The following is a 25,600-nucleotide window of genomic DNA, read 5'->3' as shown; positions in this document are numbered from 1 at the left end:
ATGGACGTCGATCAGGGCGAGTCGATCCGATTCTGGCAAACAGCACCGCTGGCCGGTGTCGAGCTATTGTCCGCGCGCTATATCGAACACCGTTTCGCACCCCATGTGCATGACGGCTACGTGATCGGCATGATCATGGCCGGCGCCCAGCGCTATCGCTATCGCGGCGCCGAACACCTGGCCGGCAGCGGCACGCTGGTGCTGATCAATCCGGACGAACTGCACACTGGCCATAAAGGCACGGAGGATGGTTGGTTGTATCGGGCGTTCTATCCGGACAGCGGTCAGATTCTGTCGCTACTCGATGAGTTGGAACTGCCGACCAACAACTTGCCGGCGTTCGGCGCGACGCTGTATCGCGATCCGGATCTGGTGAAGGGTTTCTGCCAACTGCATCGTCTGCTGGAAAGTCCGTCCACGGCCCTGCAACAACAAACGGTCTGGCGGGAAATGATGCTGTCGCTGCTGCAACGGCACGCGAGCGTGCCGATTGCCGGCAAGCCGGGCAAGGAACATCGCGCGGTGACGCTGGCCAAGGATCTGCTGCAAGCACAATTGGCGACGCCACCTTCGCTGGAAGAACTGGCCGCGGCGGTCAACCTTTCGCCCTTCCACTTCGCCCGGGTGTTCCGCCGCGCCACGGGCATGCCACCACACACCTGGCTGATGCAGCAGCGCATCGCTCGGGCTCGGGCGTTGTTACAGAATGGTTGCTTGCCGCTGGAAGTGGCGACGCAGCTGGGGTTTGCTGACCAGAGTCATCTGAGCCGGCAGTTCAAGCAGGTTTATGGGGTTGGGCCGGGGGCGTATAGAAGTGCCCGCCTACGGTGATATCTCAACGCATCAATTGCCCCTGTGGGAGCGAGCCTGCTCGCGATTACGGTGTGCCAGTCAGCATCAATGTTGAATGTTAAACCGCAATCGCGAGCAGGCTCACTCCCACATGGGTTAAGCGTTTATTCGCCTATGGCGATGCCGTGCGCAGGATCGTTGATCCACTCGCTCCATGAGCCGGCATACAACGAGCCCAACGGATAGCCGGCCAGGCACAATGCGAACAGGTTGTGACAGGCCGTCACGCCAGAACCGCAGTACGCCACCAGATCGGTCGGCGAACGATCACCAAGCTTCTCGGCAAAACGCTGCTTGAGCTGATCGGCCGGCAGAAAACGCCCGTCGCTGCCCAGATTGTCTGTGAACGCCGCGCATTGCGCGCCGGGAATATGCCCGGCAATCGGGTCGATCGGTTCTACTTCGCCCTTGAAACGCGGCAAGCCGCGGGCATCAAGCAGGGTCAGCGCAGGCTGGCCGAGACGTTTCTGGAGCTGTTCGGCGCTCAAGACCAGCGCGTTGTCCGGCGTCCCCGTGAAGGTGCCACGTTCAATCTGCGGCGCATCAAGACTCAGGGGCAAACCGGCTGCGTGCCAAGCCTTGAGCCCGCCATCCAGAATGAACACGCCATCACGTTTACCCAGCCAGGCCAGCAACCACCAGGCCCGCGCCGCGTAGGCACCCGGGCCGTCGTCGTACAAAACCACATCGCTGTCGGCGTTGACGCCCCAGGCTTGCAGGCGTTCGATCAAGTCTTCAGGTTCAGGCAATGGATGGCGCCCGGTCACACCCTTGACCACTGTCCCGCTCAAATCACGCTCAAGATCGGCAAAGCTCGACTCGGCGATATGCCCTTCGGCATAGCTGCGCTGACCGTAATCCGGGTCTTCGAGGGCAAAACGACAATCCAGAATCACCAGCCCCGGCTGCTCCTTTTTCAGGTCCAACGCTTGCGGGCTGATCAGTTGCGCTATGGGCATAACGGGCTCCTGTGATAGGCGATGTTTGATCCTACTGCACTTTCTATCCCACTTCTTCAAGCGCCTGGGCCAACGGCACGTAAAACTCCTCGAACAGCGCATTCACCGCATCGCGAGACTGATCCGTGACAAAACCGGCCTCAAGCACCAGCACCTGATACACACCACGTTTTATGGCCTGCTCGCTCAGGTGATTGGAATTTTCACGCGTGGTGCACAGAAAACGCACCCAGGACGTCAGGATGATCCAGGCATTGAGCGTCAGGGATTCGATCTGAACCTTGTCCATTTGCAGGATGCCGGCCTCGACGAAGCCCGCGTAGATGTGCGTGCCATGGATCAGACAGCGTTGGGAAAAGCGCCGATAACGGGCGGCCAGCTCCGGATCACTGTCGAGCAAGTGCTCCAGATCACGGTGCAAAAACCGGTAGCGCCACATGGCGGCCAGCAATTCCTGAAGGTAGAAACGCTTGTCTTCGACCGTGGCGGCACGCCCCTGGGGCGGGCGCAGGAAGCTGTCCACCAGGCTTTCGTACTCACTGAACAACACGGCGATGATCGCCTGCTTGTTGGGGAAGTGGTAGTACAGGTTGCCCGGGGAAATTTCCATGTGGGCAGCAATGTGGTTGGTGCTGATGCTGCGCTCACCCCGCTGATTGAACAGCTCCAGGCTGTTCTGCACGATGCGCTCGCTGGTTTTGATCCGAGGGGCCATGGCTTGGGCTTTAATTCAAAAGGCGTTGACGGGCATCTTACGACCTATCCGCGAGTGGATAAAACAAAGCTGCGCCAGGATGTCATTTGACTTTATAGAGCATAGACTCTAAAAAGTCCCTCATTACAATAAATCCGGAGCCGCCCATGACTGCTGACATCGCCTACCTGCAGAACCTGCAGCAGCCCCTGGAAGAGCTCCAGACCCTGTTCGACGCCCAACGCGCGGCGTATGCCGCCAACCCGATGCCGCCCGCCGGCCAGCGCCAGCAATGGCTAAAAGCCCTGCGCGATCTGTTGAGCAATGAGCGTCAGGCATTGATCGATGCCATCAGCCAGGATTTCAGCCATCGCAGCGCCGATGAAACCCTGCTCGCCGAACTGATGCCCAGCCTGCACGGCATTCACTACGCCAGTCAGCACCTCAAAGGCTGGATGAAGGCGTCGAAGCGCAAGGTCGGGGTTGCCTTTCAACCCGCGGCGGCCAAAGTCATTTATCAACCGTTGGGTGTGGTCGGGGTGATCGTGCCCTGGAACTACCCGCTGTATCTGGCCATCGGCCCATTGGTAGGCGCGTTGTCGGCAGGCAATCGGGTGATGCTCAAGCTCAGCGAATCGACCCCCGCCACCGGTGTGTTGCTCAAGGAACTGCTGGGCCGAATCTTCCCGCAAGACCTGGTCTGCGTGGTGCTGGGCGAAGCCGATATCGGTGTAGCGTTCTCCAGATTGCGGTTCGATCACCTGCTGTTCACCGGTGCCACCAGCATCGGCAAACACGTGATGCGTGCGGCGGCCGAGAACCTGACCCCGGTGACCCTCGAACTCGGCGGCAAATCCCCGGCCATCGTGTCTCGCGACGTGCCGCTCAAGGACGCTGCCGAACGCATCGCCTTCGGCAAGACGCTCAACGCCGGACAGACCTGCGTGGCCCCGGACTATGTGCTGGTGCCGGAAGATCGCGTCGGAGCTTTCATCGAAGCCTATCGTCAGGCGGTTCGCGGGTTTTATCCGACCTTGACCGACAATCCGGACTACACCGCGATCATCAATGACCGACAATTGGCGCGCCTCAACGGCTACATCAGCGACGCCACCAGCAAGGGCGCGCTGCTGATTCCGTTGTTCGACAAGGGCCAGGGGCGCCGCATGGGCCACAGCCTGCTGCTCAACGTCAGCAACGACATGATGGTGATGCAGGACGAAATCTTCGGTCCGCTGTTGCCGATCGTTCCGTACAAGGACCTGGATCAGGCCTTTGCCTACATCAATGAGCGACCTCGTCCGCTGGCCCTGTATTACTTCGGCTACGACAAGCGCGAGCAACACCGCGTACTTCACGAAACCCATTCCGGCGGCGTGTGCCTGAACGACACCCTGCTGCACGTCGCTCAAGACGACATGCCATTCGGCGGCATCGGCGCCTCGGGCATGGGCCATTACCACGGCCACGAAGGTTTCCTGACCTTCAGCAAAGCCAAAGGTGTGCTGATCAAACAGCGGTTCAATGCGGCGAAATTGATCTACCCGCCGTACGGCAAATCCATTCAGAAGCTGATCCAGAAGCTGTTTATCCGCTAACGATCATCCCCTTCGGGTAATAACAATAATGAGCCCAAGTCTGTCCGACACACCCGCGCTGTCACGGCGCGGCTTGCTTAAATTCAGCCTGGGTGCCAGCGCTTTTCTCGCCACCACCGGTTTGGGCGCGAGCCTCAGCGGTTGTTCATCGAGCGTACCGGCCAGCGGCTTCGCGATTCTGCGCAGCGGTGACTTGCTGTTTCTGCGGGCACTGATTCCGGTGATGCTCGACGGCGCGGTGGCCGTCGAAAAAATGCCCGCGGCCGTAGGTGAAACCCTGCACTGCCTGGATAACGGTCTGAATCATCTATCGCCGGAAATGCTCAAGTTGACCCGGCAGTTATTCGACGTGCTGGGAATGAGCATCACCCGCGGACCACTGACCGGGATTTGGGGCAGTTGGGAAAACGCCAGCAGCGAGGAGATCCGGCACTTTATGGATCGCTGGGAAAACAGCTCGCTGAGCTTGCTACGCATGGGTCACAGCTCGCTGCTGCAATTGGTGATGATGGCGTGGTACAGCCGGGCGGAGTCGTGGGCGCATTGCGGGTATCCCGGGCCGCCCACCGTTTAAGACCGAGTCGACCCAATCGCGGGCAAGCCTTGCTCCTACAGGGTTTGAGGTGGGCCACCCTTTTGTGAACGACTCAAACCCTGTAGGAGCAAGGCTTGCCCGCGAAGGCGTCAGCCGCCTCACCACAGAACTCAAAATAAGAAGAGAACCTGAAGATGCCCGTACCCGATCCGTTCCGCGAAGGCCTGGCCCGTGGCTGGAAAACCTATAACGGCTCACAACTGACCCAGGACCTGACCCTCGAAGCGGACGTGGCGATTATCGGCAGCGGCGCGGGGGGCGGCACCACCGCCGAAATCCTCAGCGCCGCGGGCTACAAGGTATTGCTGATCGAGGAAGGCCCGCTCAGGACCAGCAGCGACTTCAAGATGCTCGAAGACCAAGCCTACACCAGCCTCTATCAGGAAGGCATCGGCCGCATGAGCAAGGACGGCGCGATCACTATCCTTCAGGGCCGGGCGGTGGGTGGCACCACACTAATCAACTGGACCTCCAGCTTTCGCACGCCGGACCCGACCCTCGACCACTGGGCCAAGGAACACGACGTCAAAGGCCACACGCCGGCCGAGATGGCGCCGTGGTTCGAAAAAATGGAACAACGCCTGGGCGTCGCCCCCTGGATGATCCCGCCCAACGCCAACAACGACGTGATCCGCAAAGGCTGCGAAAAACTTGGCTATGCCTGGCATGTGATCCCGCGCAACGTGCGTGGCTGTTGGAACCTGGGCTACTGCGGCATGGGTTGCCCGACCAACGCCAAGCAATCGATGCTGGTCACGACCATCCCGGCGACCCTGGAAAAAGGCGGCGAGTTGCTCTATCTGGCTCGCGCCGAAAAGCTCTTGATCAGCGGCGACAAGGTCACGGGCTTGCATTGCGTAGCGATGGACGAGCGCTGCGTCGCGCCTACCGGACACACGGTCACGGTCAAGGCCCGGCATTACGTGCTGGCCGGCGGCGGAATCAACAGCCCGGCGCTGCTCATGCGCTCAGAAGCACCGGATCCGCACAAACGGTTGGGTAAACGGACTTTTCTACACTTGGTGAACATGTCGGCCGGGCTGTTCGACGAGGTGATCAACCCGTTTTATGGTGCACCACAGTCAATCTATTCCGACCATTTCCAATGGCAGGACGGCACCACCGGAAAAATGTCTTACAAACTCGAAGTGCCACCGCTGCACCCGGCGCTGGCTACGACCCTGCTCGGCGGTTTCGGCAAGGAAAACGCCCAGCACATGGAAAACCTGCCCCACACCCACGCCATGTTGGCGTTGCTGCGGGACGGTTTTCACCCGGACAGCCCCGGCGGCAGCGTCGAGTTGCGCGGCGATGGCACGCCGGTGCTCGACTATCAGGTTTCACCTTATGCCTGGGACGGATTGCGTCGGGCGTTCCACAGCATGGCCGAGATCCAGTTCGCGGGCGGTGCCAAGGCGGTAATGCCCATGCACGCCGACGCTCGCTACGTGAAAACCCTCGCCGAAGCGCGCACGCTGATCGACGGCCTGAGCCTGGAGCTGTATCGCACACGCCTGGGCAGCGCCCATGTGATGGGCGGTTGTGCCATGGGTGAAGACCCGAAAAACGCCGTGACCGACAGCCTCGGCCGGCATCATCAGCTAAGCAATCTGTCGATTCATGATGGCTCTCTGTTCCCCACCAGCATTGGCGCAAACCCACAATTGTCGGTCTACGGGCTGACAGCGCAGATAGCAACTTCTTTGGCCGAACGTTTGAAAAACCCATGAAAAGGGAGAATATTCCAAGCGTCTATAGTGCTTTCTTACCCAAAAGGCGACTTGGCCGACCGGGAAGGCTGCGATACCATCCGACTCCCCAACGGACTCCCGCCAGGACGACGCGATGAACCGAGTGTTGTACCCAGGTACCTTCGACCCTATTACCAAGGGCCATGGCGATCTGGTCGAACGCGCCGCGCGCCTGTTCGATCATGTGATCATCGCCGTCGCCGCCAGCCCGAAGAAAAACCCGTTGTTTCCCCTGGAACAGCGTGTGGCGCTGGCCCGCGAGGTCACTAAACATCTGCCCAACGTTGAAGTCGTCGGCTTCTCGACGCTGCTGGCGCATTTCGCCAAAGAGAAGAACGCCAACGTGTTCCTGCGTGGTTTGCGTGCGGTGTCGGACTTCGAATACGAATTCCAGCTGGCCAACATGAACCGTCAGCTGGCACCGGATGTGGAAAGTCTGTTTCTTACCCCGTCCGAGCGTTATTCGTACATTTCCTCGACGCTGGTCCGTGAAATTGCAGCCTTGGGCGGTGATATCACCAAGTTTGTACACCCTGCGGTGGCGGATGCCCTGAACGAACGCTTTAAAAAGTAGGAGCTGCCGCAGGTTCGGGCCGCGTTCGGACGATCTTTTCCCCTTGATCGCGTCCGCGTGCACTGCGGGCGCCAATGCGGCACAATTGTGCGCATTGGTTTATTGCGCCCGGGCCTTCCGCCCTGGCTGGAGTTAGCATGTCCCTGATCATCACCGACGATTGCATCAACTGCGACGTCTGCGAACCCGAGTGTCCGAACGCCGCCATCTCCCAGGGCGAAGAGATCTACGTGATCGACCCGAACCTGTGCACCCAGTGCGTCGGCCACTACGACGAACCTCAGTGCCAGCAAGTGTGCCCGGTGGATTGCATTCCGCTGGACGAGGCGCACCCGGAGACTGAAGAGCAGTTGATGGAGAAGTACCGGAAGCTTACCGGCAAGGCTTGAATCAGATAGTTTTGTAGCGAATGTGCCGGCCCTATCGCGAGCAGGCTCGCTCCCACAGTTAATCGCGGTCTACTGTGGGAGCGAGCCTGCTCGCGATAGGGCCATCAGCCACACCAAAGAAGTAACTGGCTTCACTCCGTCTGCTCAAACCCTTCCCCGATACACCCCAGACACCGCACAAACGCCGCTTTCGCCGGGTCGACCACCAACGCCTGCCCCGCATCGCCGACGCCGCCACCCAACGCGGTAAACGGCAACGACACCACAAACGCTCCGGCACCAATCACCGTCGCCACGACCAACAAAGGTCGGGCAATCAGCAAATCGCCGATCATGGCGTACGCCGGGGGATTCTGGATGGTGTAGCGCGGGTCGCCGCTGCCCGCATTTGCTGCCAGCGCTGGCGCACCGATGCTCAGCAGCAAAACGACGACAAGGGTTCGAAACAGGTTCATGGCACAGTCCTTGGGCGAGACAGTCAGAACACTGACTATAGACCCTGTGCGTTTCAGCTCTGACAACGCGGGCAAAAGACGCTGGCGCGCTGCCCGAGCTTCACTTCCCGCAACTCCGTGCCGCAGACCTTGCAGGGCGCACCGCCACGGCCGTACACGAACAGTTCCTGCTGGAAATAACCCGGCTGACCGTCACCGCCGATAAAGTCCCGCAGCGTGGTTCCGCCGCGTTCGATAGCGGCCGCCAGGATGCGTTTGATCTCGATCGCCAGTTTCAGATAACGCCCCCGAGAGATGCTCTTGGCCTCACGACGCGGGTCGATACCGGCGGCGAACAACGCTTCGGTTGCGTAGATATTGCCCACGCCGACCACCACCGCGTTGTCCATGATGAACGGCTTGACCGCCATGGATCGCCCGCGGGACTGCTGGAACAAGCGCTCGCCGTCAAACAGGTCGGTCAACGGCTCCGGCCCCAGGCGAATCAACAATTCGTGATTGAGCGGGTCGAGGCTCCAGAGCATCGCGCCAAACCGTCGCGGGTCGGTGTAACGCAGGGCCAGGCCGGATTCCAGCTCGATGTCCACATGCTCATGCTTGGCCACCGGCGTGCCGATTTCCACCAGACGCAGATTTCCCGACATCCCCAAATGGCTGATCAGCGTGCCGACTTCGGCATTAATCAGCAGGTACTTCGCGCGTCGCTCCACCAGGACGATGCGCTGGCCAGACAGCCGCACATCCAGGTCTTCGGGGATCGGCCAGCGCAAGCGCCGCTCACGTACGATCACCCGGCTGACGCGCTGGCCTTCCAGGTGTGGTGCAATTCCGCGGCGAGTGGTTTCGACTTCAGGCAGTTCCGGCATGGTGCTCTCGAATCAGGCTGTGCAACGCTCAGCGGTGAGCGCCAAGGTCACGAATCGTTTGTTTGAGGGTCTCGAAGTCGTAGTCCGAGAGGCCGACATAATCGAGAACCAGCGGTGCGATGCTGTTCCACTCATGGTCATCACGCTGGTTGCCCAGCACCCGGAAGGACGCACAAATGTGCTCGGCCATTTTCAGGATCGCCAGCAGGTTTTTCAGCTGACTGTTGCGCGACGACTCATCGCTGAAGATCGCCAACGCATTGTGGTGATTGGCGATGGCGGCGGTCACATGCTCCGGCAGGCGCCAGGATTTGGCGGTGTAATAACCCACCACCGCGTGGTTGGTATTGAACACCCGATTCTCAGTATCCACCACCCGGCATTCAGCGCTGGCGCTGGCGTAAGCCTCTTCCAGAACGGTCATGTAGTTGGGGAAGCGCTTGAGCATCAGCGGCACGCCGCAGTCATGGAACAGACCCAGCGCGTATGCTTCATCGCCGGCCTGGACGCCGATGCGCTTGGCCAGGGTCAGGCAGGTCATCGCCACGTCCTGGGCGGTATCCCAGAAACGATTCAAGGTAACGATGGTGTCGTCGTTCATCTCGCCCTTGATCGACTGCGCGTTGATCAGGTTGATGATCGAGCGGCTGCCCAGCAGGTTCACTGCACGCTGAATCGAGGCGATCTTGTTGCTCAAGCCGTAATACGGCGAGTTGACGATTTTCAACAAGGCGCCAGAGAGGCCCGGGTCCTGGGAGATCAGCTTCGCGATCACCTCCAGATCCGGATCGGGCATGTACTGTTCCATCTGCAAATCCACCATGATTTGCGGCTGGGCCGGCACGCTGATGCCTTGCAGGGACTGTTGAATCTGTTCGGAAGTCAGCTCTGGGGACATAAGTACACACTCTGGGACAGGCGGCGATTCTAACCCTTATAAAGTTGGATCCGACACACCCGTCGGTATGTCATCGAAATTTCATTGTGGCGAGGGGGTTTACCCCCGTTCGGCTGCGAAGCAGTCGTAGATTCGCCAAACGCGGTGTGTCTGTTGAATCGATATTGTTGGTTTCGGGGCCGCTTCGCGCCCCAACGGGGGTAAACCCCCTCGCCACAGGTCTATCCGCCAAGCCGTGGCCGTGCGCAACACGCTATACTCCCGCTCTTTTTTCCGGAGCGACGTCATGTCCCTGCCTAGCCTGCGCCTCAAAGCCAACGCCGACCGTCGCCTGCGAAACGGCCACTTGTGGGTCTACAGCAACGAAATCGATGTAGCCGCTACTCCTTTGCACGGCTTCAAGGCCGGCGACCAGGCGATCCTCGAAGCCGCCAGCGGCAAGCCGCTGGGCATCGTTGCCATGAGCCCGAACAACCTGATCTGTGCCCGCCTCTTGTCGCGCGACATCAAGTTGCCGCTGGACAAGTCGCTGCTGGTGCATCGCCTGAACGTCGCGCTGTCCCTGCGCGATCGCCTGTTCGACAAGCCGTTCTATCGCCTGGTTTACGGCGATTCCGACCTGCTGCCAGGTCTGGTAGTCGACCGTTTCGGCGACATCCTGGTGGTACAGATCGCTTCGGCAACCATGGAAGCCCATAAAGAAGACGTGATCGCAGCGCTGACCCAAGTGGTCAAGCCTAGCGGCATTCTGTTCAAGAACGACTCCGCTGCCCGTGATGCCGAAGGCCTCAACCGTTACGTCGAAACCGTGTTCGGCCTGGTGCCGGAGTGGGTTGCCCTGGAAGAAAACGGCGTGAAGTTCGAAGCACCCGTCATCCAGGGACAGAAAACCGGCTGGTTCTACGACCACCGCATGAACCGCGCACGCCTGGCACCTTACGCCAAAGGCAAACGCGTGCTGGACCTGTATAGCTACATCGGTGGCTGGGGCGTGCAAGCGGCGGCGTTCGGCGCCAGTGAAGTGTTCTGCGTCGACGCATCGGCCTTCGCCCTCGACGGCGTCGAGCGCAACGCCGCGCTGAACGGTTTCGCCGACAAGATGACCTGCATTGAAGGTGACGTGTTCGAAGCCCTGAAAGAGCTGAAAGCCAGCGAAGAGCGTTTCGACGTGATCGTTGCCGATCCTCCGGCGTTCATCAAACGTAAAAAAGACATGAAGAACGGTGAAGGTGCCTACCGTCGCCTGAACGAGCAAGCCATGCGCCTGCTCAGCAAGGACGGCATCCTGGTCAGCGCTTCGTGCTCGATGCACCTGCCCGAGGACGATCTGCAGAACATCCTGCTGACCAGCGCCCGTCACCTGGACCGCAACATCCAGATGCTGGAGCGTGGCGGTCAGGGCCCGGATCACCCGGTTCACCCGGCCATCGCCGAAACCCGCTACATCAAGAGCATCACCTGCCGTCTGCTGCCAAACAGCTGATTTCGCCGGTTTGACGGGGAGCCAGCCGGCTCTCCGTTCTATTATCTGTTATTGAACTCTCTAACTTCCTACTCCAGCGGTCTTAATGACTTGCAGGACGTTTCGCCTTGCCTGTTATTTAAGCGGACAGAACTTACAAGAATCACCCAACCCTCAGATCAATCCGACAAAATTACTGGAATATTCCTACCCAATTTCCCCTTGATAAGAACTCATTACAAACTATGATTAAGTCGTCACAAAGGAGTGACACTCACTATCAATTACAAGGAGTTCAAAACATGAAAGCAATTACTCTGGAAACCAACAAAATCGCTAACCTGGCTTTTCTGGTTGCGCCAAAAGTCCGCTAAGTAAATGAAACGCTGGGGAGTGCCGGCTACCCAGCGTTTTCTATGGCAAAGACCAGAGTGAATCGCCAATCATGCAGATAAATCCTTATATATTCATACTTCCTCGCACGCCCGACCAAATAGTCTGGGATTACAAGAACCATAAACAATTCGAATTGAATCTTGAATATTCAACCCGTCTCGCACACCTTATCGACACCCCTGAAAAGTTTGATGACAACAACATAATAGACACGCAACTCCTGAACGCGGGAATACTCGCACCTTCAATACAAGCCCCCATTGAATGGGGCTGGGATGAACTGTCGAAGATATTTCATATCGGCACCAAGAACATTCCTTGTGAATATGTCCCCCAAGATATTGATGAATGGTCGAGACACTATCTGGACCATTGCGCCGACGTACTGGCCACTCCTGCCCCGGAGACCAGACGCACAGAGCGCCCGCCAACCGAACGAATTGCCCTGCCTCAACCTTCCTGCTTCCCGGTAAACGCGCTGGTAAAGACGTTGATCGAACGAAAGACCTGTCGCACCTTCACGGGTGAAAGGGTTTCCCTCGATGATGTGAGCACTCTTCTGTATTTGTCCCTTGGTTATCTGCGTGAGCGCGACAACGACATCGACGAAACCATCGCTGAAGGTCTGGGCGCCCGGCGCAGCAGTCCATCCGGTGGCGGGCTGAATGCCTGCGAAGGTTTTCTTCATGTTCAGAACGTCAGCGGCCTGAATCCCGGTCTCTACGCCTACCACCCCGACGAACACGCTCTGAGCTTCGTCAATCCGGTGCCTGTCTCGCCCTTGGGCCAGTTGTTGTGTGGGCAGCATTTCATCAACAACTTGCCAGTCGGCCTGTTCATCACCGCTCGCTTCGACAAACTGTGGTGGAAATATGAACACTCGCGAGCGTACCGAATGGCCTACGTGGAGGCCGGTCATATTTCCCAGACCTTTCAACTGGTGGCCACCGCACTTGGGTTAAGCACCTGGCTGACCGGTGCGTTGGCGGACGATCAGGTCGAAACGTTGCTGGGGATCGAGGACAGCGCCGAACAACCGTTGTTTTTTGTGGGCTGCGGCCAGAGTGACGGACAGGTGATGTGCAAGGAATTAAAAGCACTGCTCAGCAGCCGAGGCTCACAACAATGACCGAGCCCCGCACAGACGACCTGTCACTGCCCGACGCCTGGGCACAACGCTTCACCCTCGGTGACTGGAACACCCGAGCCTCGGTACGCACCAGCGAGCACACCTATCAATTGCCATCAGATCTGGAGCGGCAACTGGAAACACGACACTGGTTCCCGCCCGCCTTCTTGTCCTACCTGAATCACCCGGTGATTGAAGCCGCCGGCAGCGCGATCACCCATCGATTATCGGCCAACCATCTGGTGTATTTCCTCGACTACACCACCCGGCTCGAACATCGGATCGTCAACCGCTCCGTGGAAATCATCGTCCACGATGAGCTTGGTGCGTCCATCCCCCGACGGATGAAAACGGCCGCCCTCCAGCTTTATACCGATGAGGGTTATCACGCGCTGTTCTCCAATAGTCTCGCCGAGCAGATAGCCGACCTCTACGGCATGACCCAACGCCCGGTGATGCCACATCGCATTACCCGACTGAACGCCCTGATTGACCACTGCCCAGAGAGGCATAAGGCGCTGGCCTGGTTTCTCGTCGGTTTCGTGTCAGAGACCATCATCGCCAGGGAACTGCTCGAGGTTTGCCGCAACGAGTTGGTGTCCAGCGTCCAGGAAATGCTCAGGGACCACCTCGCCGACGAGGCCCGACACAGTCGTTATTTTTGCGAAGTGTTCCATTATCTGTGGCTGACCCTGAACAGCAGCCAACGCACGTTCGCCGCGAAGCTGCTGGTGGACATCCTCCTGATGTTCTTTGAGGTCGATGAGCGTTGGCTGAAGGAAAGCCTGAACAGCGTGGGCCTCAGGGAGAATTGCGTCGCAGAAATCCTCAGTACCCTGACCGGCCCGCAAGCCTGCCTTCAGCGCGCCCGATCAGGTGCAGGCGCGACGCTACAGGCAATGGAAAAGGCAGGTTTTTTCGACCTGCCTTTTAACCAGCAGCTCTTCGTACAGGCAGGACTTGTCGATGGATGAAGGAAAATCTGCGGTCAGTGTCAAACACCGCCGCTCTGCGATCACACTGTTAATGGCCATGGTGATGCTCGGGGTCTTCCCTCTGGATGTTCTGCTGCCATCGTTCCCGGCGCTGGCCGAACACTTCCGGACCACGCCAGCCGACATCGCATTTTCCATCAGCCTGTTTGCCATCGGGATCGCACTTTCCCAACTGCTGGTCGGTCCACTCTCGGATGTCATCGGGCGCAAAAGTCTGCTGCTGGCGGGAATGGCTGTCTCGATTGTCGGTGCGACGGGTTGCGTGCTGTCCACCGACTACGCCTGGTTCCTGATGTTCCGGGTGGTGCAGGCCATCGGCTGCGGTTGCTTCGTACTCTCGCAGGCGCTGGTCCAGGACCTGTTCGACGGCAAGGAGCGGGATCAACTGCGGATTCTGATGGTCACCGCCAGCGGGATCTTCATTTCCGTCTCGCCACTGGCTGGCACCCTGTTGCAACAGGCACTGGACTGGCCCGCCAGTTTCATTGTTTTTATTGCCCTCGCCGCTGCGGTATTCCTCAAGGCCTGTTTCTTTCTTGAAAACCGGCACACCGCCACAACCCCGCGCCGAAGCATTCTTCAGTCCTACCGGCGCGTCTGTCGCGATGCGGGTTTCCTCGGCTATTGGCTGATCGCCGCCATCGCCTTCACCTGCCACTTTTCCTTCATTGTCATCTCGCCCCTGATCTTCATGGAGCAGTTGCAGCTTTCGGCCTACGAGTTTTCCCTGACATTGTTGCTGTATGGCGTGGCCTACATCATCGGCGGCATTGTCGCTCGAGTCCTCGATGGACGGATCGCGGCCAATACACAGATCATTGTTGGTTTGAGCCTGATCTTCTTTTCGGGGCTGGTGATGCTCTTGCTCTCAAATCTGCTGGGGCTTTCAGCCCTGACCGTGCTGATCCCTATGATCATCTGCACCGCCGGCACGACCATCGTCCGCCCTGTCGCCACCTCCAAAGCGATGGAAGTGTTCCCGGACAGTGCCGGTACATCGGCGTCGGCCGGGAACACGCTGGTCTTCATCTTTGGCGGGGTGATCAGCGCCCTGATCAATCTGAGTGGAGCCCATCTGCAAACGACTCTCGCATTGAGTTTCCTCGCCTTGAGCACCGTCGGCGTTTCCTTCAATGCACTGATCACACGTCGGCAGCTCTCGCTGAATAACGGGTGATTCCTGCCGGTCGTCATCCCACACGCCCCGTCAGTGCTGGATCCCCCTTTTCCGGCATTCCCTCCTGACGCCAGCCGTGTAGAATCGCGACATTCATCGCCAGTCATCCCCCGGCGGGTTTATGAGCTCAAGCTGAAGCGCGCGGCGATCCCGCAAAGTTATCGGCAACTTCCGGACACACGGCCATTTCTGAGTGTTCCAGACGTCAATAGAAGCTCACTTCCCTTTTGATACCTGATTAGCCGCCCGGAGTGCTTCATGCCTGATTACCGCTCGAAAACATCCACCCATGGCCGCAACATGGCCGGCGCCCGCGCACTGTGGCGCGCAACGGGGATGAAAGATGACGACTTCAAAAAGCCGATCATCGCCATATCCAACTCCTTCACCCAGTTCGTACCGGGCCACGTCCACCTCAAGGACCTGGGCCAACTGGTCGCCCGAGAAATCGAACGCGCCGGCGGTGTCGCCAAAGAATTCAACACCATCGCAGTGGATGACGGCATCGCCATGGGCCACGACGGCATGCTGTATTCGCTGCCGAGCCGCGAGATCATCGCCGACTCCGTCGAGTACATGGTCAACGCTCACTGCGCCGATGCGATCGTCTGCATCTCCAACTGCGACAAGATCACCCCTGGCATGCTGATGGCCGCCCTGCGCCTGAACATCCCGGTGATCTTCGTTTCCGGCGGCCCGATGGAAGCCGGCAAGACCAAACTGGCCAGCCACGGTCTCGACCTCGTCGACGCCATGGTGATCGCCGCCGACTCCAGCGCTTCTGACGAGAAAGTCGCTGAGTACGAGCGCAGCGCCTGCCCGACGTGCGGCTCGTGCTCCGGCATGTTCACCGCCAACTCGATGAACTGCCTGGTTGAAGCCCTGGGCCTGGCATTGCCAGGCAACGGTTCGACCCTGGCCACCCACAGCGACCGCGAACAGCTGTTCCTGCAGGCCGGCCGCACCATCGTCGAGCTGTGCAAGCGTTACTACGGCGACAACGATGAGTCGGTATTGCCGCGCAACATCGCCAACTTCAAGGCGTTCGAAAACGCCATGACGCTGGACATCGCCATGGGCGGTTCCACCAACACCATCCTGCACTTGCTGGCCGCGGCCCAGGAAGCCGAGATCGATTTCGACCTGCGCGACATCGACCGTCTCTCCCGTCACGTGCCGCAACTGTGCAAAGTTGCGCCGAACATCCAGAAGTACCACATGGAAGACGTGCACCGCGCCGGTGGGATCTTCAGCATCCTCGGCTCGCTGGCCCGTGGCGGTCTGCTGCACACCGACCTGCCGACCGTGCACAGCAAAACCCTGGCCGAAGGCATCGCCAAGTGGGACATCACCCAGACCGACGACGAAGCGGTGCATCACTTCTTCAAGGCCGGTCCCGCGGGGATCCCGACGCAAACCGCGTTCAGCCAGTCGACCCGTTGGGAAACCCTGGACGACGACCGTGAAAACGGCTGCATCCGCAGTGTCGAACACGCCTACTCGAAAGAAGGCGGCCTGGCCGTTCTCTACGGCAACATCGCGCTGGACGGCTGCGTGGTGAAAACCGCCGGCGTCGACGAGTCGATCCACGTGTTCGAAGGCAACGCGAAGATCTTCGAAAGCCAGGACAGCGCCGTACGCGGCATCCTCGCTGACGAAGTGAAAGCCGGCGACATCGTGATCATCCGTTACGAAGGCCCGAAAGGTGGCCCGGGCATGCAGGAAATGCTGTACCCGACGTCGTACCTGAAATCCAAAGGCCTGGGCAAAGCTTGCGCCCTGCTCACCGATGGTCGCTTCTCCGGCGGCACCTCGGGCCTGTCCATCGGCCACGCTTCGCCAGAAGCGGCGGCGGGCGGCGCGATTGGTCTGGTACAGGATGGCGACAAAGTGCTGATCGACATTCCGAACCGCTCGATCAACCTGTTGATCAGCGACGAAGAAATGGCCGGTCGCCGTGCCGAGCAGGATCAGAAAGGCTGGAAGCCTGTGGAAAAACGTCCACGCAAGGTGACCACTGCACTGAAGGCCTACGCCCTGCTGGCGACCAGCGCCGACAAGGGTGCTGTGCGTAACAAGGCGATGCTCGACGGGCTGTAAAACTTAACTGTCGAAGACAAAAAACCCCGCCAAGTGCGGGGTTTTTTTTGGTCTACTCGGTCAACTGTGGGAGCGAGCTTGCTCGCGATGGCAGCGCCTCGGTCTTACTGAATCTCCTCAGGCTTCACAATCACCCAGTTCTTGTCCGCCGTAACCTGCAACCCTTCCTTGGTCTGAGCTGCGGCGTGCTTGGCCATCATGCCGTTAATCTGGGTCATGTATTTGTCTTTGCGGTTGACCCACAAGTGGATGCCACCCTTGGCCACGTCGACATCGTGGAACAACATGTAACCGTCGCTGCTCGGGGTATCGCCGCCCACCAGCACCGGTTTTTTCCACTCGTCGATGTAGGTCAGGATCGCCGCGTGCTTGCCGGCCATCCAGGTCGCCGGGGTCCACAGGTACGGGGTCAGCTCGAGGCCGAGGTTGGCCTTCTCGTCATACTTGCCCGCGGTGATCTGCTTGCGCGCCGTGGTCAGCTCGCCGGTCTTCGGGTCCTTGAGCAACAAGCTCACGCCGATTACGTTCTGCGGTTTGACGTTGTAGCCGTACTTCGGATCGGCGGCGACCATGCGCACCAGTTCTTCGGAGGCGGCGGTCATCACGTAGACCTCGATGCCGTTCTCCATCAGCTTGTTGTAGAGCTCTTTCTGGCCGGTGAAGATTTTCGGCGGGTTGACGTCGAGCTTCTTGACCACGTCGCCTTCGTAATACGTCGCCGGCACCGGTTTACCGGACGCCATCATCTCATCGACGTAGCCTTTGAGTTCCTGGAGGGTGAAGCCGGAGAACACTTGGGCGACCCATGGATAGCAGACCATGTCGTCGACTTCGCAGAGGCGATAGTAGTAGCTGAACAGGCTTTCCTTGTGGTCGGCAGTGTCTTTGAACGGCATCAGTTTCAGGGACGGATCGAGTTTCTCGCGGGTGATCAGGCCCTTGTTTTCCATGAACGGCAGCAACGACTCTTCGAGGTCGTAGCGGTAACTGGTGTTGTCCATGTCGAACACCGCGTAGTTACCTTTGTTGGCGTTGGCGGCAATCATTGCGTCCAGCGCCTTGGCCTGATCGGCCGGCCAATGCTTCAAATCCGTAGCGAATACCTGGCCGGCAAGGCCCAGGCAGAGTGCGGCAACCAGAAATTTCGGTGCGAGCTTCATCGGCATGCTTCCCTTATTAAAAGACCCTGATTCAAAGAGCTCGACGCTATCAAATTAATATGACAGCCCTCGTCTGCCCGCGACCGCTTGCGTCCCTATTACGCCAGCTGCATCTCTGCCAGCGACACTCGCTTATTCCAAAAACGACAGTAATCAGATGTTTTTGATATTAATTCATTAGATATCAAGCTGTTAGGCTTGCCGGTTCGCGGCTGCCCCGGAAGGTAGCCGGCACAAGTCTTTATCGGAGTTCCAATGAATCTGCCGCTGATCCTCAATCTGCTGGTGTTCCTCGCCCTGCTCTTTGGCCTGGCGCAAACCCGTCACACCACCTGGAGCCTGGCGAAAAAAGTCCTGCTCGCGCTGGTGCTGGGCGTGGTGTTCGGTGTGGCTCTGCACACCGTTTACGGTGCCGGCAACCCGGTACTGAAAGCCTCGATCGGCTGGTTCGATCTGGTGGGCAACGGTTACGTGCAGTTGCTGCAAATGATCGTGATCCCGCTGGTGTTCGCCTCGATCCTCAGCGCTGTGGCCCGTCTGCACAACGCTTCGTCGCTGGGCAAAATCAGCTTCCTGACCATCGGCACGCTGCTGTTCACCACGGCCATTGCGGCGCTGATCGGTATCGGGTTGACCAACCTCTTCGGCCTGACCGCCGAAGGCCTGGTAGCCGGGACTCAGGAATTGGCCCGCCTGCAAACCATCCAGACCGACTACGCGGGCAAGGTTGCCGACCTGAATGTGCCGCAGCTGTTGCTGTCGTTCATTCCACAAAACCCGTTCGCCGACCTCGCTCGCGCGAAGCCGACCTCGATCATCAGCGTAGTGATTTTTGCTGCGTTCCTTGGGGTCGCGGCGCTGCAACTGTTGAAAGATGACGTCGAGAAAGGTCAGAAAGTGATCAACGCCATCGACACCCTGCAAGCCTGGGTGATGCGCCTGGTGCGTCTTGTGATGAAGCTGACCCCGTACGGCGTATTGGCGCTGATGACCAAAGTGGTCGCTGGCTCCAACCTGCAGGACATCATCAAACTTGGCAGTTTCGTGGTGGTTTCCTACATCGGGCTGGGCCTGATGTTTGTGGTCCATGGCCTGCTGGTCTCGGCCGCCGGGATCAACCCGCTGCGCTTCTTCCGCAAGATCTGGCCGGTGCTGACGTTTGCTTTCACCAGCCGCTCCAGCGCTGCGACCATTCCGCTGAGCATCGAAGCCCAGACCAGCCGTTTGGGTATTCCACAGTCCATCGCCAGTTTCGCCGCGTCGTTTGGCGCGACCATTGGCCAGAACGGTTGTGCCGGTCTGTACCCGGCGATGTTGGCAGTGATGGTCGCGCCAACCGTGGGCATCAACCCGTTGGACCCGCTGTGGATCGCGACGCTGGTGGCGATTGTGACGCTGAGTTCGGCCGGTGTGGCGGGGGTTGGTGGTGGCGCGACGTTTGCCGCGTTGATCGTGTTGCCGGCGATGGGCTTGCCGGTGTCACTGGTGGCGTTGCTGATTTCGGTTGAGCCGCTGATTGATATGGGCCGTACGGCGTTGAATGTGAGTGGTTCGATTACCGCCGGCGCGATTACCAGCCAGATCATGCAGCAGACCGATAAAGAGCTGTTGGATGCGGATGAGCATGGGTCGTTGGCTCACGCCTAAGTCTTTCGTTGCCTGAGCGGGCCTCTTCGCGGGCAAGCCCGCTCCCACAGGAATTGTGGTGAAACACATAACGTGTGAACACCACTAAAACTGTGGGAGCGGGCTTGCCCGCGATGCTTTTAGGCCTTTTCCCACACCTCGAAGTTGTACGCCGGCTTATCGCCTTCCGCTGGATTCGGAACATTCGACACCAGTTTCCACTGGTTCAAATCAAACTCCGGAAACCACGCATCCCCTTCCGGGCTCAACGCCACGCGCGTCAAATACAACCGATCAGCCTGCGCCATCCCTTGCGAATACAACTGCGCCCCACCAATCAGCATCAGCTCATCGACGCCCTGCTCCCGAGCCCACTCTTCAGCGCGAACCACTGCAGCCTCCAGCGACGGATAAACCTCCGCGCCTTCCAACGCCAGATCCGCCTGACGGCTGACCACGATGTTCAACCGGCCCGGCAACGGTCGACCGAGGGAATCCCAGGTCTTGCGACCCATGATGATCGGCTTGCCGAGCGTCGTGGCCTTGAAGTATTTGAAGTCCCCCGGCAAGTGCCAGGGCATGCTGTTGTCGACGCCGATCACACGGTTTTCACCGAGGGCTGCAATCAGGCTGAGGGGGAGTGATTTAGTCATGCCGGCGAGGATACCAGAGCCTCCCGTACCCCGATAAGCGCCACAGCGGTTATGCTCACCGTTCAATTGAGCGACGGGATGCCGCGTGACTGAACTGACTCCACTGCAAAACCTCTGGCTGACCGAGACGGTGCGCCTGCGTGAAGAACACGCCGGTCCCCTGGATGATCTGGAAGCCAACCGACTGGCCCGCAGCGCGGGCGGCGATCTGCCGACACGTATTCAACGCCGTGCCCTGTGGCTGGCCGAGCGCGATGGGCTGACCAGCGCCCTCAAACATTGGCTTCAAGGCGCGCGTCTGGCGCTGATCGTGATGGCGGTGCTGGCCATTGCCAGCGGCGCCGGTCTGGCGTTTGCCGCGCTGGGTGACGGACAAATCCCGGTCAATGTGTTCTGGGCCTTGGGCAGTCTGCTCGGGCTGAACCTGATTCTATTGCTGAGCTGGGCGTTGGGCCTGGTCTTCGCCGGCGAACACGGCGCTACCCTCGGCCGCTTATGGTTATGGCTCAGCGAAAAACTCGCCCGCGATGCCAAAGCCGCGCAACTGGCCCCGGCCCTGCTGCTCTTGCTGCAACGACAGAAACTCAATCGCTGGGCGGTCGGCGTACTGGTCAACGGCTTGTGGTTGCTGGCGATGCTCAGCGCGCTGGTCATGCTGTTGATGCTGATGGCGACCCGGCGTTATGGCTTCGTCTGGGAAACCACGCTCCTGGGCGGCGACACCTTCGTCGCCATGACCCAGGCCCTCGGCGCCCTGCCGGCCATGCTGGGTTTCAACGTTCCGACCGTGGAAATGATCCGCGCCAGCGGCGACGCCGCTTTGAATATCGAAAGCGCTCGTCAGGCCTGGGCAACTTGGTTGGTCGGCGTGCTGGTGGTCTACGGAGTTTCGCCGCGACTGTTGCTGGCGCTGTTTTGCCTGTGGCGCTGGAAAACCGGGCAAGCGGCATTGCATCTGGATTTGAACCTGCCCGGTTACGCCCAACTGCGCGAACGGTTGATGCCGACCAGTGAACGCCTGGGCATCAGCGACGCTGAGCCAGAGCAATTGCATCGTATTGAAAGCGGTGTCAGCGACCTGCCAAGCGATGGCGCGCTGTTGGTGGCCATCGAGCTGGACGACCAACGCCCTTGGCCGCCGCCACTGCCGAAATCCGTGAGCAACGCCGGCATCCTCGACAGTCGCGAATCGCGGCACAAACTCCTCGAACAGCTGAGCCGCTTTCCCCCGGCCCGCCTGGCCATCGCCTGCGATCCGCGACGTTCGCCGGACCGCGGCAGTCTGGCACTGATCGCCGAACTGGCCCGCAGCGCCAGCGCCACCCGCGTCTGGCTGCTGCAAGCTCCGCCGGGCGAAGCGCTGGACGCCGAAAGGCTGGGCGACTGGCACGTGGCGCTGCAACAGCTGGACTTGCCGTTCGCCGATTGCGCGCCGTTGAACTGGCTGGAGAGCGGTCATGACTAATCCATGGAAAGCGCCCTTGAAGCTCGCGGTGGTCGGCCACACCAACGTCGGCAAAACCTCGTTGCTGCGCACCCTGACCCGCGATGTCGGTTTCGGCGAAGTCTCTCATCGCCCCAGCACCACTCGACACGTGGAAGGCGCACGGTTGTCGGTAGACGGCGAGCCGTTGCTCGATCTGTTCGACACACCGGGCCTGGAAGATGCCATCGCCCTGCTCGACTACCTCGAACGTCTGGAACGACCGGGTGAACGCCTGGACGGCCCGGCGCGTCTGGCGCGCTTTCTTGAGGGCAGCGAAGCGCGGCAGCGTTTCGAACAGGAAGCCAAGGTACTGCGGCAACTGCTGACCTGCGACGCCGGTCTCTACGTGATCGACGCCCGGGAACCGGTGCTGGCCAAGTACCGCGACGAACTGGAAGTGTTGGCCAGCTGCGGCAAACCGCTGCTGCCGGTGCTGAATTTTGTCAGCAGCGCCAACCACCGCGAACCGGATTGGCGCGAAGCGTTGGCACGTCTGGGCTTGCACGCCTTGGTGCGTTTCGACAGCGTCGCACCGCCGGAGGACGGCGAACGTCGACTGTATGAAAGCCTCGCCCTGCTGCTGGAAAACGCCCGCCCACAACTGGAACGCCTGATCGCCGATCAGCAAGCCCAACGCCAGGCCCGGCAACAGAGTGCGGCGCGGCTGATTGCCGAATTATTGATCGACTGCGCCGCGTGCCGGCGCAGTGTGGTCAGCGAAGCCGAGCAAGAACAGCAGGCTATCAATGAACTGCGCAAAGCGGTTCGACAACGGGAACAACGCTGCGTCGAAGCGCTGCTCAAGCTCTACGCCTTCCGTCCACAGGACGCGGCGGCCAGTGATTTGCCGCTGCTCGATGGCCGTTGGGGCGATGACTTGTTCAACCCGGAAACCCTGAAACAGCTCGGCGTGCGAGTCGGTGGCGGTATCGCGGCCGGCGCGGCAGCCGGGGCCGGGGTCGATTTGCTGGTCGGCGGCCTGACCCTCGGTGCGGCCGCATTGGCTGGCGCGATTGCCGGTGGCGCCCTACAAACGGCCCGCAGCTATGGCAGTCGGTTGATGGGTAAGATCAAAGGCCAGCGCGAGCTGACCGTTGACGACAGCGTGCTGCGTCTATTGGCGCTGCGTCAGCGACAACTGCTGCAAGCGCTGAATGCCCGCGGGCATGCGGCGATGGACAGCATTCAGGTCGCCACACCACAGGACAAGACCTGGCGCGAAGGCAAACTGCCCGAACCGCTGAACAAGGCCCGGGCGCATCCGCAGTGGTCTTCGCTTAATCCGCATTCGAAGTTGAGCCAGGGGGAGCGCCAAGAGCAGGTTGAGGTGTTGGCGCAACAGTTGTAAAGCCCGAGTGATGTGCAGTTCAGGCGGGCCTCTTCGCGAGCAAGCCCGCTCCCACATTGGATTTGCGTCGTACACAAAACCTCTAATCACTGCAGATTAAATGTGGGAGCGGGCTTGCTCGCGAATGCAGCGACTCGGTCCCGGGTTTATACGCCGAGCTTCAAAAACTCCTCCACCATCGAGGCGACTCGTCGCCGATCCGTGCGATCCGCGCGTCCGTCATTGTCCACATCCGAACTCAGTATCACCTCCAGTCCACCATCGTTATCAAGATCGTGAGCCGCGGCTTTATAGGCAATCTTCTGCCCCTCGTGAAAATGTAGCCGCACCGTTTCAGGTGTGCCGTCAGCGGATGGATTCTGCGAGAAGATGCGCAAGTGCCGCTCCTCACCTTCCCCCTCGTTGAACCAGGCGCATTTCAAATAGGTTTTGCCGAGCGACCTGAGCTGTTGCCGATCCGCATCCGTCGCCTCACGCTGCAATTGTTCATCTTCATAGAACTGGAAATGAACGGTATCTGCCGTGCCCTTCCCGCTTCGATCCTGTGCAATCACTTTCAAATAACGCATCCGTGCGTTTCCTTGCGAAAAGCCCAGATTGAACCGTTACCGCAAGGCGATCCATCCACCGTTTCTCGATTGCCTGTGAGACAAATCAGCGCGCCTCGCCGGACAAGACACTCGCGGCTTTACGCTTTAAAACCTCGAGATCGATCACTGGCACCCGCATTTCCTTCGCCAACTCATCCCACTGGCGCATCCGCAGACTGATCTCGCACAACGGGTCCTGCTCGAACGCTTCAGCCTCGGCCGCCGTCATCACCCCGCCCTGATACTCCAGCGTCCGACGACTGGCTTCGCTCAAACGCTCGTAGTACCCAGGCTCTTTGAGCGTCAGATAACGCTTGGCCTGAACGTGATACTCCACCAGCCGCGCCATGCGCTCGCTGAAACCTGCGCGGCGTAAATAATCCGCGCCCAGGCGCTCGTGACTGACCATGCCGAAGCCGCCCATGTTCTCGGCACTCTCTGCGCAGATATGCCCGATGTCGTGGAAGAACGCGGCCAGCACCACTTCGTCATCGAAGCCCTCGGCCATGGCCAGTTCGGCGGCCTGGGACATGTGCTCGATCTGCGACACCGGTTCGCCGATGTAATCGCTGTCGCCAAAGCGCTCGTACAGACCGAACACCTCGGCGATCACTTGCTCATTGCGGTCCATCAAAGCTCTCCCAACACAGTCGCTACGTTACGTTCAGCCATCGCCGGCCCGACGCTCATGCCGACACCCGTGTGCATCAGTGCCACGCTCACGCCCGGCATCGGCCGCAGGAACGAGAACGGCCCCGGCCCCCGTGAACCATAGACGCCCTGCCAGCGCTCGACCACTTGTACCTTGCAGCCCAACGTCTGCTCGGCCAGTTCAATCATCCAGTTATCCACCTGCTCGGCGTTGAACGGCGACGGGTCGCTGCCGTGATGGTGGGAGTCGCCGATGATTAATTCGCCATACGGTGTCGGGCTGATCAGCAGGTGAATGCCGTTTTCATGCAGGTGCGGCGCGTCTCGCAGAATTTGCGCCTGTACAGCGGCGGCTTCCGGCAGATCGGCGAAAGCGCCGTAGTGCACGCAGCTCAAACCGGTAAGCAGCGCGTGTTGCAGGTTGAGATTGATTTGCGGTCGGGCGCGAAGCATTTGCAGGCGGCAGATTTGCGGGTTGAGCTCGGCGATCGGCTCGGCCAGCAGCGTCTGATAATCGTGGCCGGAACAGACGATGATCTGCTCGGCACTGAAGGATCCGGCGGTGCTGTGCAAGCGGCCGGGCTCGATGTCGCGCACGAGTGTGGAGAAGTGAAACGTGACGCCGAGCTGGCGACGCAGGTAGTCGATCAACGCTGGAATGGCTTCACGGGAATACAGTTGCTGATCGTCCATCCCGTGCAACGCGGCGCGGTGATGGCTGAATTGGCCGCGGTACAAATCCCGTAATACAGCGCCACGCAACAGGTCGACGCGGTAACCGTGTTCCACGGCGCGACCGGCGCAGAAGGCTTCCAGCAGATGTTCTTCGGCTTCGGTGCGGGCAAACAGGTACGAGCCGTTGCGCTTGAGTTGCAGGCCGGCGAGTTGAGCCCATTGGCCCCAGATCTCGCGGCTGGCTTTGGCCAGTTCGAGCATCGGGCCCGGTGGTTGGCCGGTGACCAGGGCCTGACCGAAGTTGCGCACCGAGGCGCCCAAAGGCGTTTCGCTGCGCTCGAAAACGGTGACTTTCAGACCGCGCCTGGCGGCGGCATAGGCGTGGGACAGACCGAGGATGCCGGCGCCGACGATCAGCATGTCGTTGTGGTGTGTCATGGGGTTTTGTCCTGAATTCACGACCGCTATCGCGAGCAGGCTCGCTCCCACAGTTGATTGGGGACAACCCCAAATCTCCATCC

General features: G+C 59.8%; 24 protein-coding genes. 14 read left to right on the top strand and 10 right to left on the bottom strand.

Features of this window, described 5'->3' with window-relative positions; translation table 11 throughout:
• On the top strand, positions 1-831 hold the full coding sequence (locus PMI27_RS12125) for an AraC family transcriptional regulator (RefSeq protein ID WP_008152673.1): 831 nt from the start codon (positions 1-3) through the stop codon (positions 829-831).
• 125 nt (positions 832-956) lie between these two features.
• Here PMI27_RS12125 and PMI27_RS12130 read toward each other — a convergent pair whose 3' ends face one another.
• Together PMI27_RS12130 and PMI27_RS12135 are read right to left on the bottom strand one after the other, a co-directional pair.
• On the bottom strand, positions 957-1,811 hold the full coding sequence (locus PMI27_RS12130; protein WP_008150575.1) for a sulfurtransferase: 855 nt from the start codon (positions 1,809-1,811) through the stop codon (positions 957-959).
• A gap of 43 nt (positions 1,812-1,854) precedes the next feature.
• Positions 1,855-2,526 (bottom strand): TetR/AcrR family transcriptional regulator, encoded by a 672-nt coding sequence (locus PMI27_RS12135; RefSeq protein ID WP_008150574.1) that lies wholly within the window; start codon positions 2,524-2,526, stop codon positions 1,855-1,857.
• A gap of 146 nt (positions 2,527-2,672) precedes the next feature.
• Between PMI27_RS12135 and PMI27_RS12140 the strand changes: the two genes are divergently transcribed.
• The 5 genes from PMI27_RS12140 (at position 2,673) to PMI27_RS12160 (ending at position 7,412) form a co-directional block, all read left to right on the top strand.
• Positions 2,673-4,103 carry a coniferyl aldehyde dehydrogenase gene (locus tag PMI27_RS12140; protein WP_008150573.1) on the top strand — a complete coding sequence of 477 codons (1,431 nt, stop codon included), beginning with the start codon at positions 2,673-2,675 and terminating at the stop codon, positions 4,101-4,103.
• A gap of 28 nt (positions 4,104-4,131) precedes the next feature.
• Entirely contained in the window at positions 4,132-4,677 is a 546-nt protein-coding gene (locus PMI27_RS12145) for a hypothetical protein (protein WP_008150572.1), read from the top strand.
• A 155-nt stretch (positions 4,678-4,832) separates the two neighbouring features.
• A complete protein-coding gene (locus tag PMI27_RS12150; protein ID WP_008150571.1) occupies positions 4,833-6,428 on the top strand; it encodes a GMC family oxidoreductase in 1,596 nt (531 codons plus the stop codon).
• Positions 6,429-6,543: 115 nt separating this feature from the next.
• Entirely contained in the window at positions 6,544-7,023 is a 480-nt protein-coding gene (gene coaD, locus PMI27_RS12155) for a pantetheine-phosphate adenylyltransferase (protein WP_008150570.1), read from the top strand.
• Between the two features lie 137 nt (positions 7,024-7,160).
• Positions 7,161-7,412, top strand: coding sequence for a YfhL family 4Fe-4S dicluster ferredoxin (locus PMI27_RS12160; protein WP_008150569.1), 252 nt, complete (start codon positions 7,161-7,163; stop codon positions 7,410-7,412).
• A 131-nt stretch (positions 7,413-7,543) separates the two neighbouring features.
• Here PMI27_RS12160 and PMI27_RS12165 read toward each other — a convergent pair whose 3' ends face one another.
• The 3 genes from PMI27_RS12165 to PMI27_RS12175 are packed head-to-tail and all read right to left on the bottom strand — an operon-like array spanning position 7,544 to position 9,577.
• The gene (locus tag PMI27_RS12165) at positions 7,544-7,867 is read right to left on the bottom strand and encodes a hypothetical protein (protein ID WP_008150568.1); all 324 of its coding nucleotides are present in this window, start codon (positions 7,865-7,867) and stop codon (positions 7,544-7,546) included.
• 53 nt (positions 7,868-7,920) lie between these two features.
• The gene (gene mutM, locus PMI27_RS12170; RefSeq protein ID WP_008150567.1) at positions 7,921-8,733 is read right to left on the bottom strand and encodes a bifunctional DNA-formamidopyrimidine glycosylase/DNA-(apurinic or apyrimidinic site) lyase; all 813 of its coding nucleotides are present in this window, start codon (positions 8,731-8,733) and stop codon (positions 7,921-7,923) included.
• A gap of 28 nt (positions 8,734-8,761) precedes the next feature.
• Complete coding sequence (locus tag PMI27_RS12175) at positions 8,762-9,577, bottom strand: HDOD domain-containing protein (RefSeq protein WP_165933976.1); 816 nt, start codon at positions 9,575-9,577, stop codon at positions 8,762-8,764.
• Between the two features lie 340 nt (positions 9,578-9,917).
• Here PMI27_RS12175 and PMI27_RS12180 point away from each other — a divergent pair, with 340 nt between their 5' ends.
• The 5 genes from PMI27_RS12180 to ilvD all read left to right on the top strand — a co-directional run bounded on the left by PMI27_RS12180 (position 9,918) and on the right by ilvD (position 16,890).
• Entirely contained in the window at positions 9,918-11,114 is a 1,197-nt protein-coding gene (locus PMI27_RS12180; protein WP_008150557.1) for a class I SAM-dependent rRNA methyltransferase, read from the top strand.
• 424 nt (positions 11,115-11,538) lie between these two features.
• On the top strand, positions 11,539-12,618 hold the full coding sequence (locus PMI27_RS12185) for a SagB family peptide dehydrogenase (protein WP_008150554.1): 1,080 nt from the start codon (positions 11,539-11,541) through the stop codon (positions 12,616-12,618).
• Positions 12,615-13,592: a diiron oxygenase gene (locus PMI27_RS12190; protein ID WP_008150552.1), complete on the top strand. Its 978-nt coding sequence runs from the start codon at positions 12,615-12,617 to the stop codon at positions 13,590-13,592. Before PMI27_RS12185 ends, PMI27_RS12190 begins: the two co-directional genes overlap by 4 nt.
• Entirely contained in the window at positions 13,585-14,790 is a 1,206-nt protein-coding gene (locus PMI27_RS12195) for a multidrug effflux MFS transporter (protein ID WP_008150550.1), read from the top strand. Before PMI27_RS12190 ends, PMI27_RS12195 begins: the two co-directional genes overlap by 8 nt.
• A gap of 258 nt (positions 14,791-15,048) precedes the next feature.
• The gene (ilvD, locus tag PMI27_RS12200; RefSeq protein WP_008150549.1) at positions 15,049-16,890 is read left to right on the top strand and encodes a dihydroxy-acid dehydratase; all 1,842 of its coding nucleotides are present in this window, start codon (positions 15,049-15,051) and stop codon (positions 16,888-16,890) included.
• Positions 16,891-16,994: 104 nt separating this feature from the next.
• Here ilvD and PMI27_RS12205 read toward each other — a convergent pair whose 3' ends face one another.
• Entirely contained in the window at positions 16,995-18,050 is a 1,056-nt protein-coding gene (locus PMI27_RS12205; RefSeq protein WP_008150548.1) for a hypothetical protein, read from the bottom strand.
• A gap of 255 nt (positions 18,051-18,305) precedes the next feature.
• Here PMI27_RS12205 and PMI27_RS12210 point away from each other — a divergent pair, with 255 nt between their 5' ends.
• On the top strand, positions 18,306-19,697 hold the full coding sequence (locus PMI27_RS12210) for an L-cystine transporter (RefSeq protein ID WP_008150546.1): 1,392 nt from the start codon (positions 18,306-18,308) through the stop codon (positions 19,695-19,697).
• A 119-nt stretch (positions 19,698-19,816) separates the two neighbouring features.
• Here the strand turns inward: PMI27_RS12210 and PMI27_RS12215 are convergent, their stop codons facing one another.
• A complete protein-coding gene (locus tag PMI27_RS12215; RefSeq protein ID WP_008150543.1) occupies positions 19,817-20,329 on the bottom strand; it encodes a dihydrofolate reductase in 513 nt (170 codons plus the stop codon).
• Positions 20,330-20,414: 85 nt separating this feature from the next.
• On the opposite strand from PMI27_RS12215, the gene PMI27_RS12220 reads away from it, so the two are divergent.
• The gene (locus PMI27_RS12220; RefSeq protein WP_008150541.1) at positions 20,415-21,794 is read left to right on the top strand and encodes a DUF2868 domain-containing protein; all 1,380 of its coding nucleotides are present in this window, start codon (positions 20,415-20,417) and stop codon (positions 21,792-21,794) included.
• Positions 21,787-23,163 carry a GTPase/DUF3482 domain-containing protein gene (locus PMI27_RS12225; RefSeq protein ID WP_008150539.1) on the top strand — a complete coding sequence of 459 codons (1,377 nt, stop codon included), beginning with the start codon at positions 21,787-21,789 and terminating at the stop codon, positions 23,161-23,163. The genes PMI27_RS12220 and PMI27_RS12225 overlap by 8 nt, the downstream gene beginning before the upstream one ends.
• A 146-nt stretch (positions 23,164-23,309) precedes the next feature.
• Here the strand turns inward: PMI27_RS12225 and PMI27_RS12230 are convergent, their stop codons facing one another.
• The 3 genes from PMI27_RS12230 to PMI27_RS12240 all read right to left on the bottom strand — a co-directional run bounded on the left by PMI27_RS12230 (position 23,310) and on the right by PMI27_RS12240 (position 25,517).
• Entirely contained in the window at positions 23,310-23,732 is a 423-nt protein-coding gene (locus tag PMI27_RS12230; protein ID WP_008150538.1) for a hypothetical protein, read from the bottom strand.
• Positions 23,733-23,817: 85 nt separating this feature from the next.
• Positions 23,818-24,384: a phosphonate degradation HD-domain oxygenase gene (locus tag PMI27_RS12235; RefSeq protein WP_008150537.1), complete on the bottom strand. Its 567-nt coding sequence runs from the start codon at positions 24,382-24,384 to the stop codon at positions 23,818-23,820.
• Entirely contained in the window at positions 24,384-25,517 is a 1,134-nt protein-coding gene (locus PMI27_RS12240) for a TIGR03364 family FAD-dependent oxidoreductase (protein ID WP_008150536.1), read from the bottom strand. The genes PMI27_RS12235 and PMI27_RS12240 overlap by 1 nt, the downstream gene beginning before the upstream one ends.
• Positions 25,518-25,600 lie beyond the last annotated feature (83 nt).

It is taken from the genome of Pseudomonas sp. GM41(2012) (genome assembly GCF_000282315.2).
Classification (GTDB): Bacteria; Pseudomonadota; Gammaproteobacteria; order Pseudomonadales; family Pseudomonadaceae; genus Aquipseudomonas.
The sequence above is the reverse complement of the archived record's forward strand: the minus strand, read 5'-3'. Positions and strand labels throughout refer to the sequence as shown.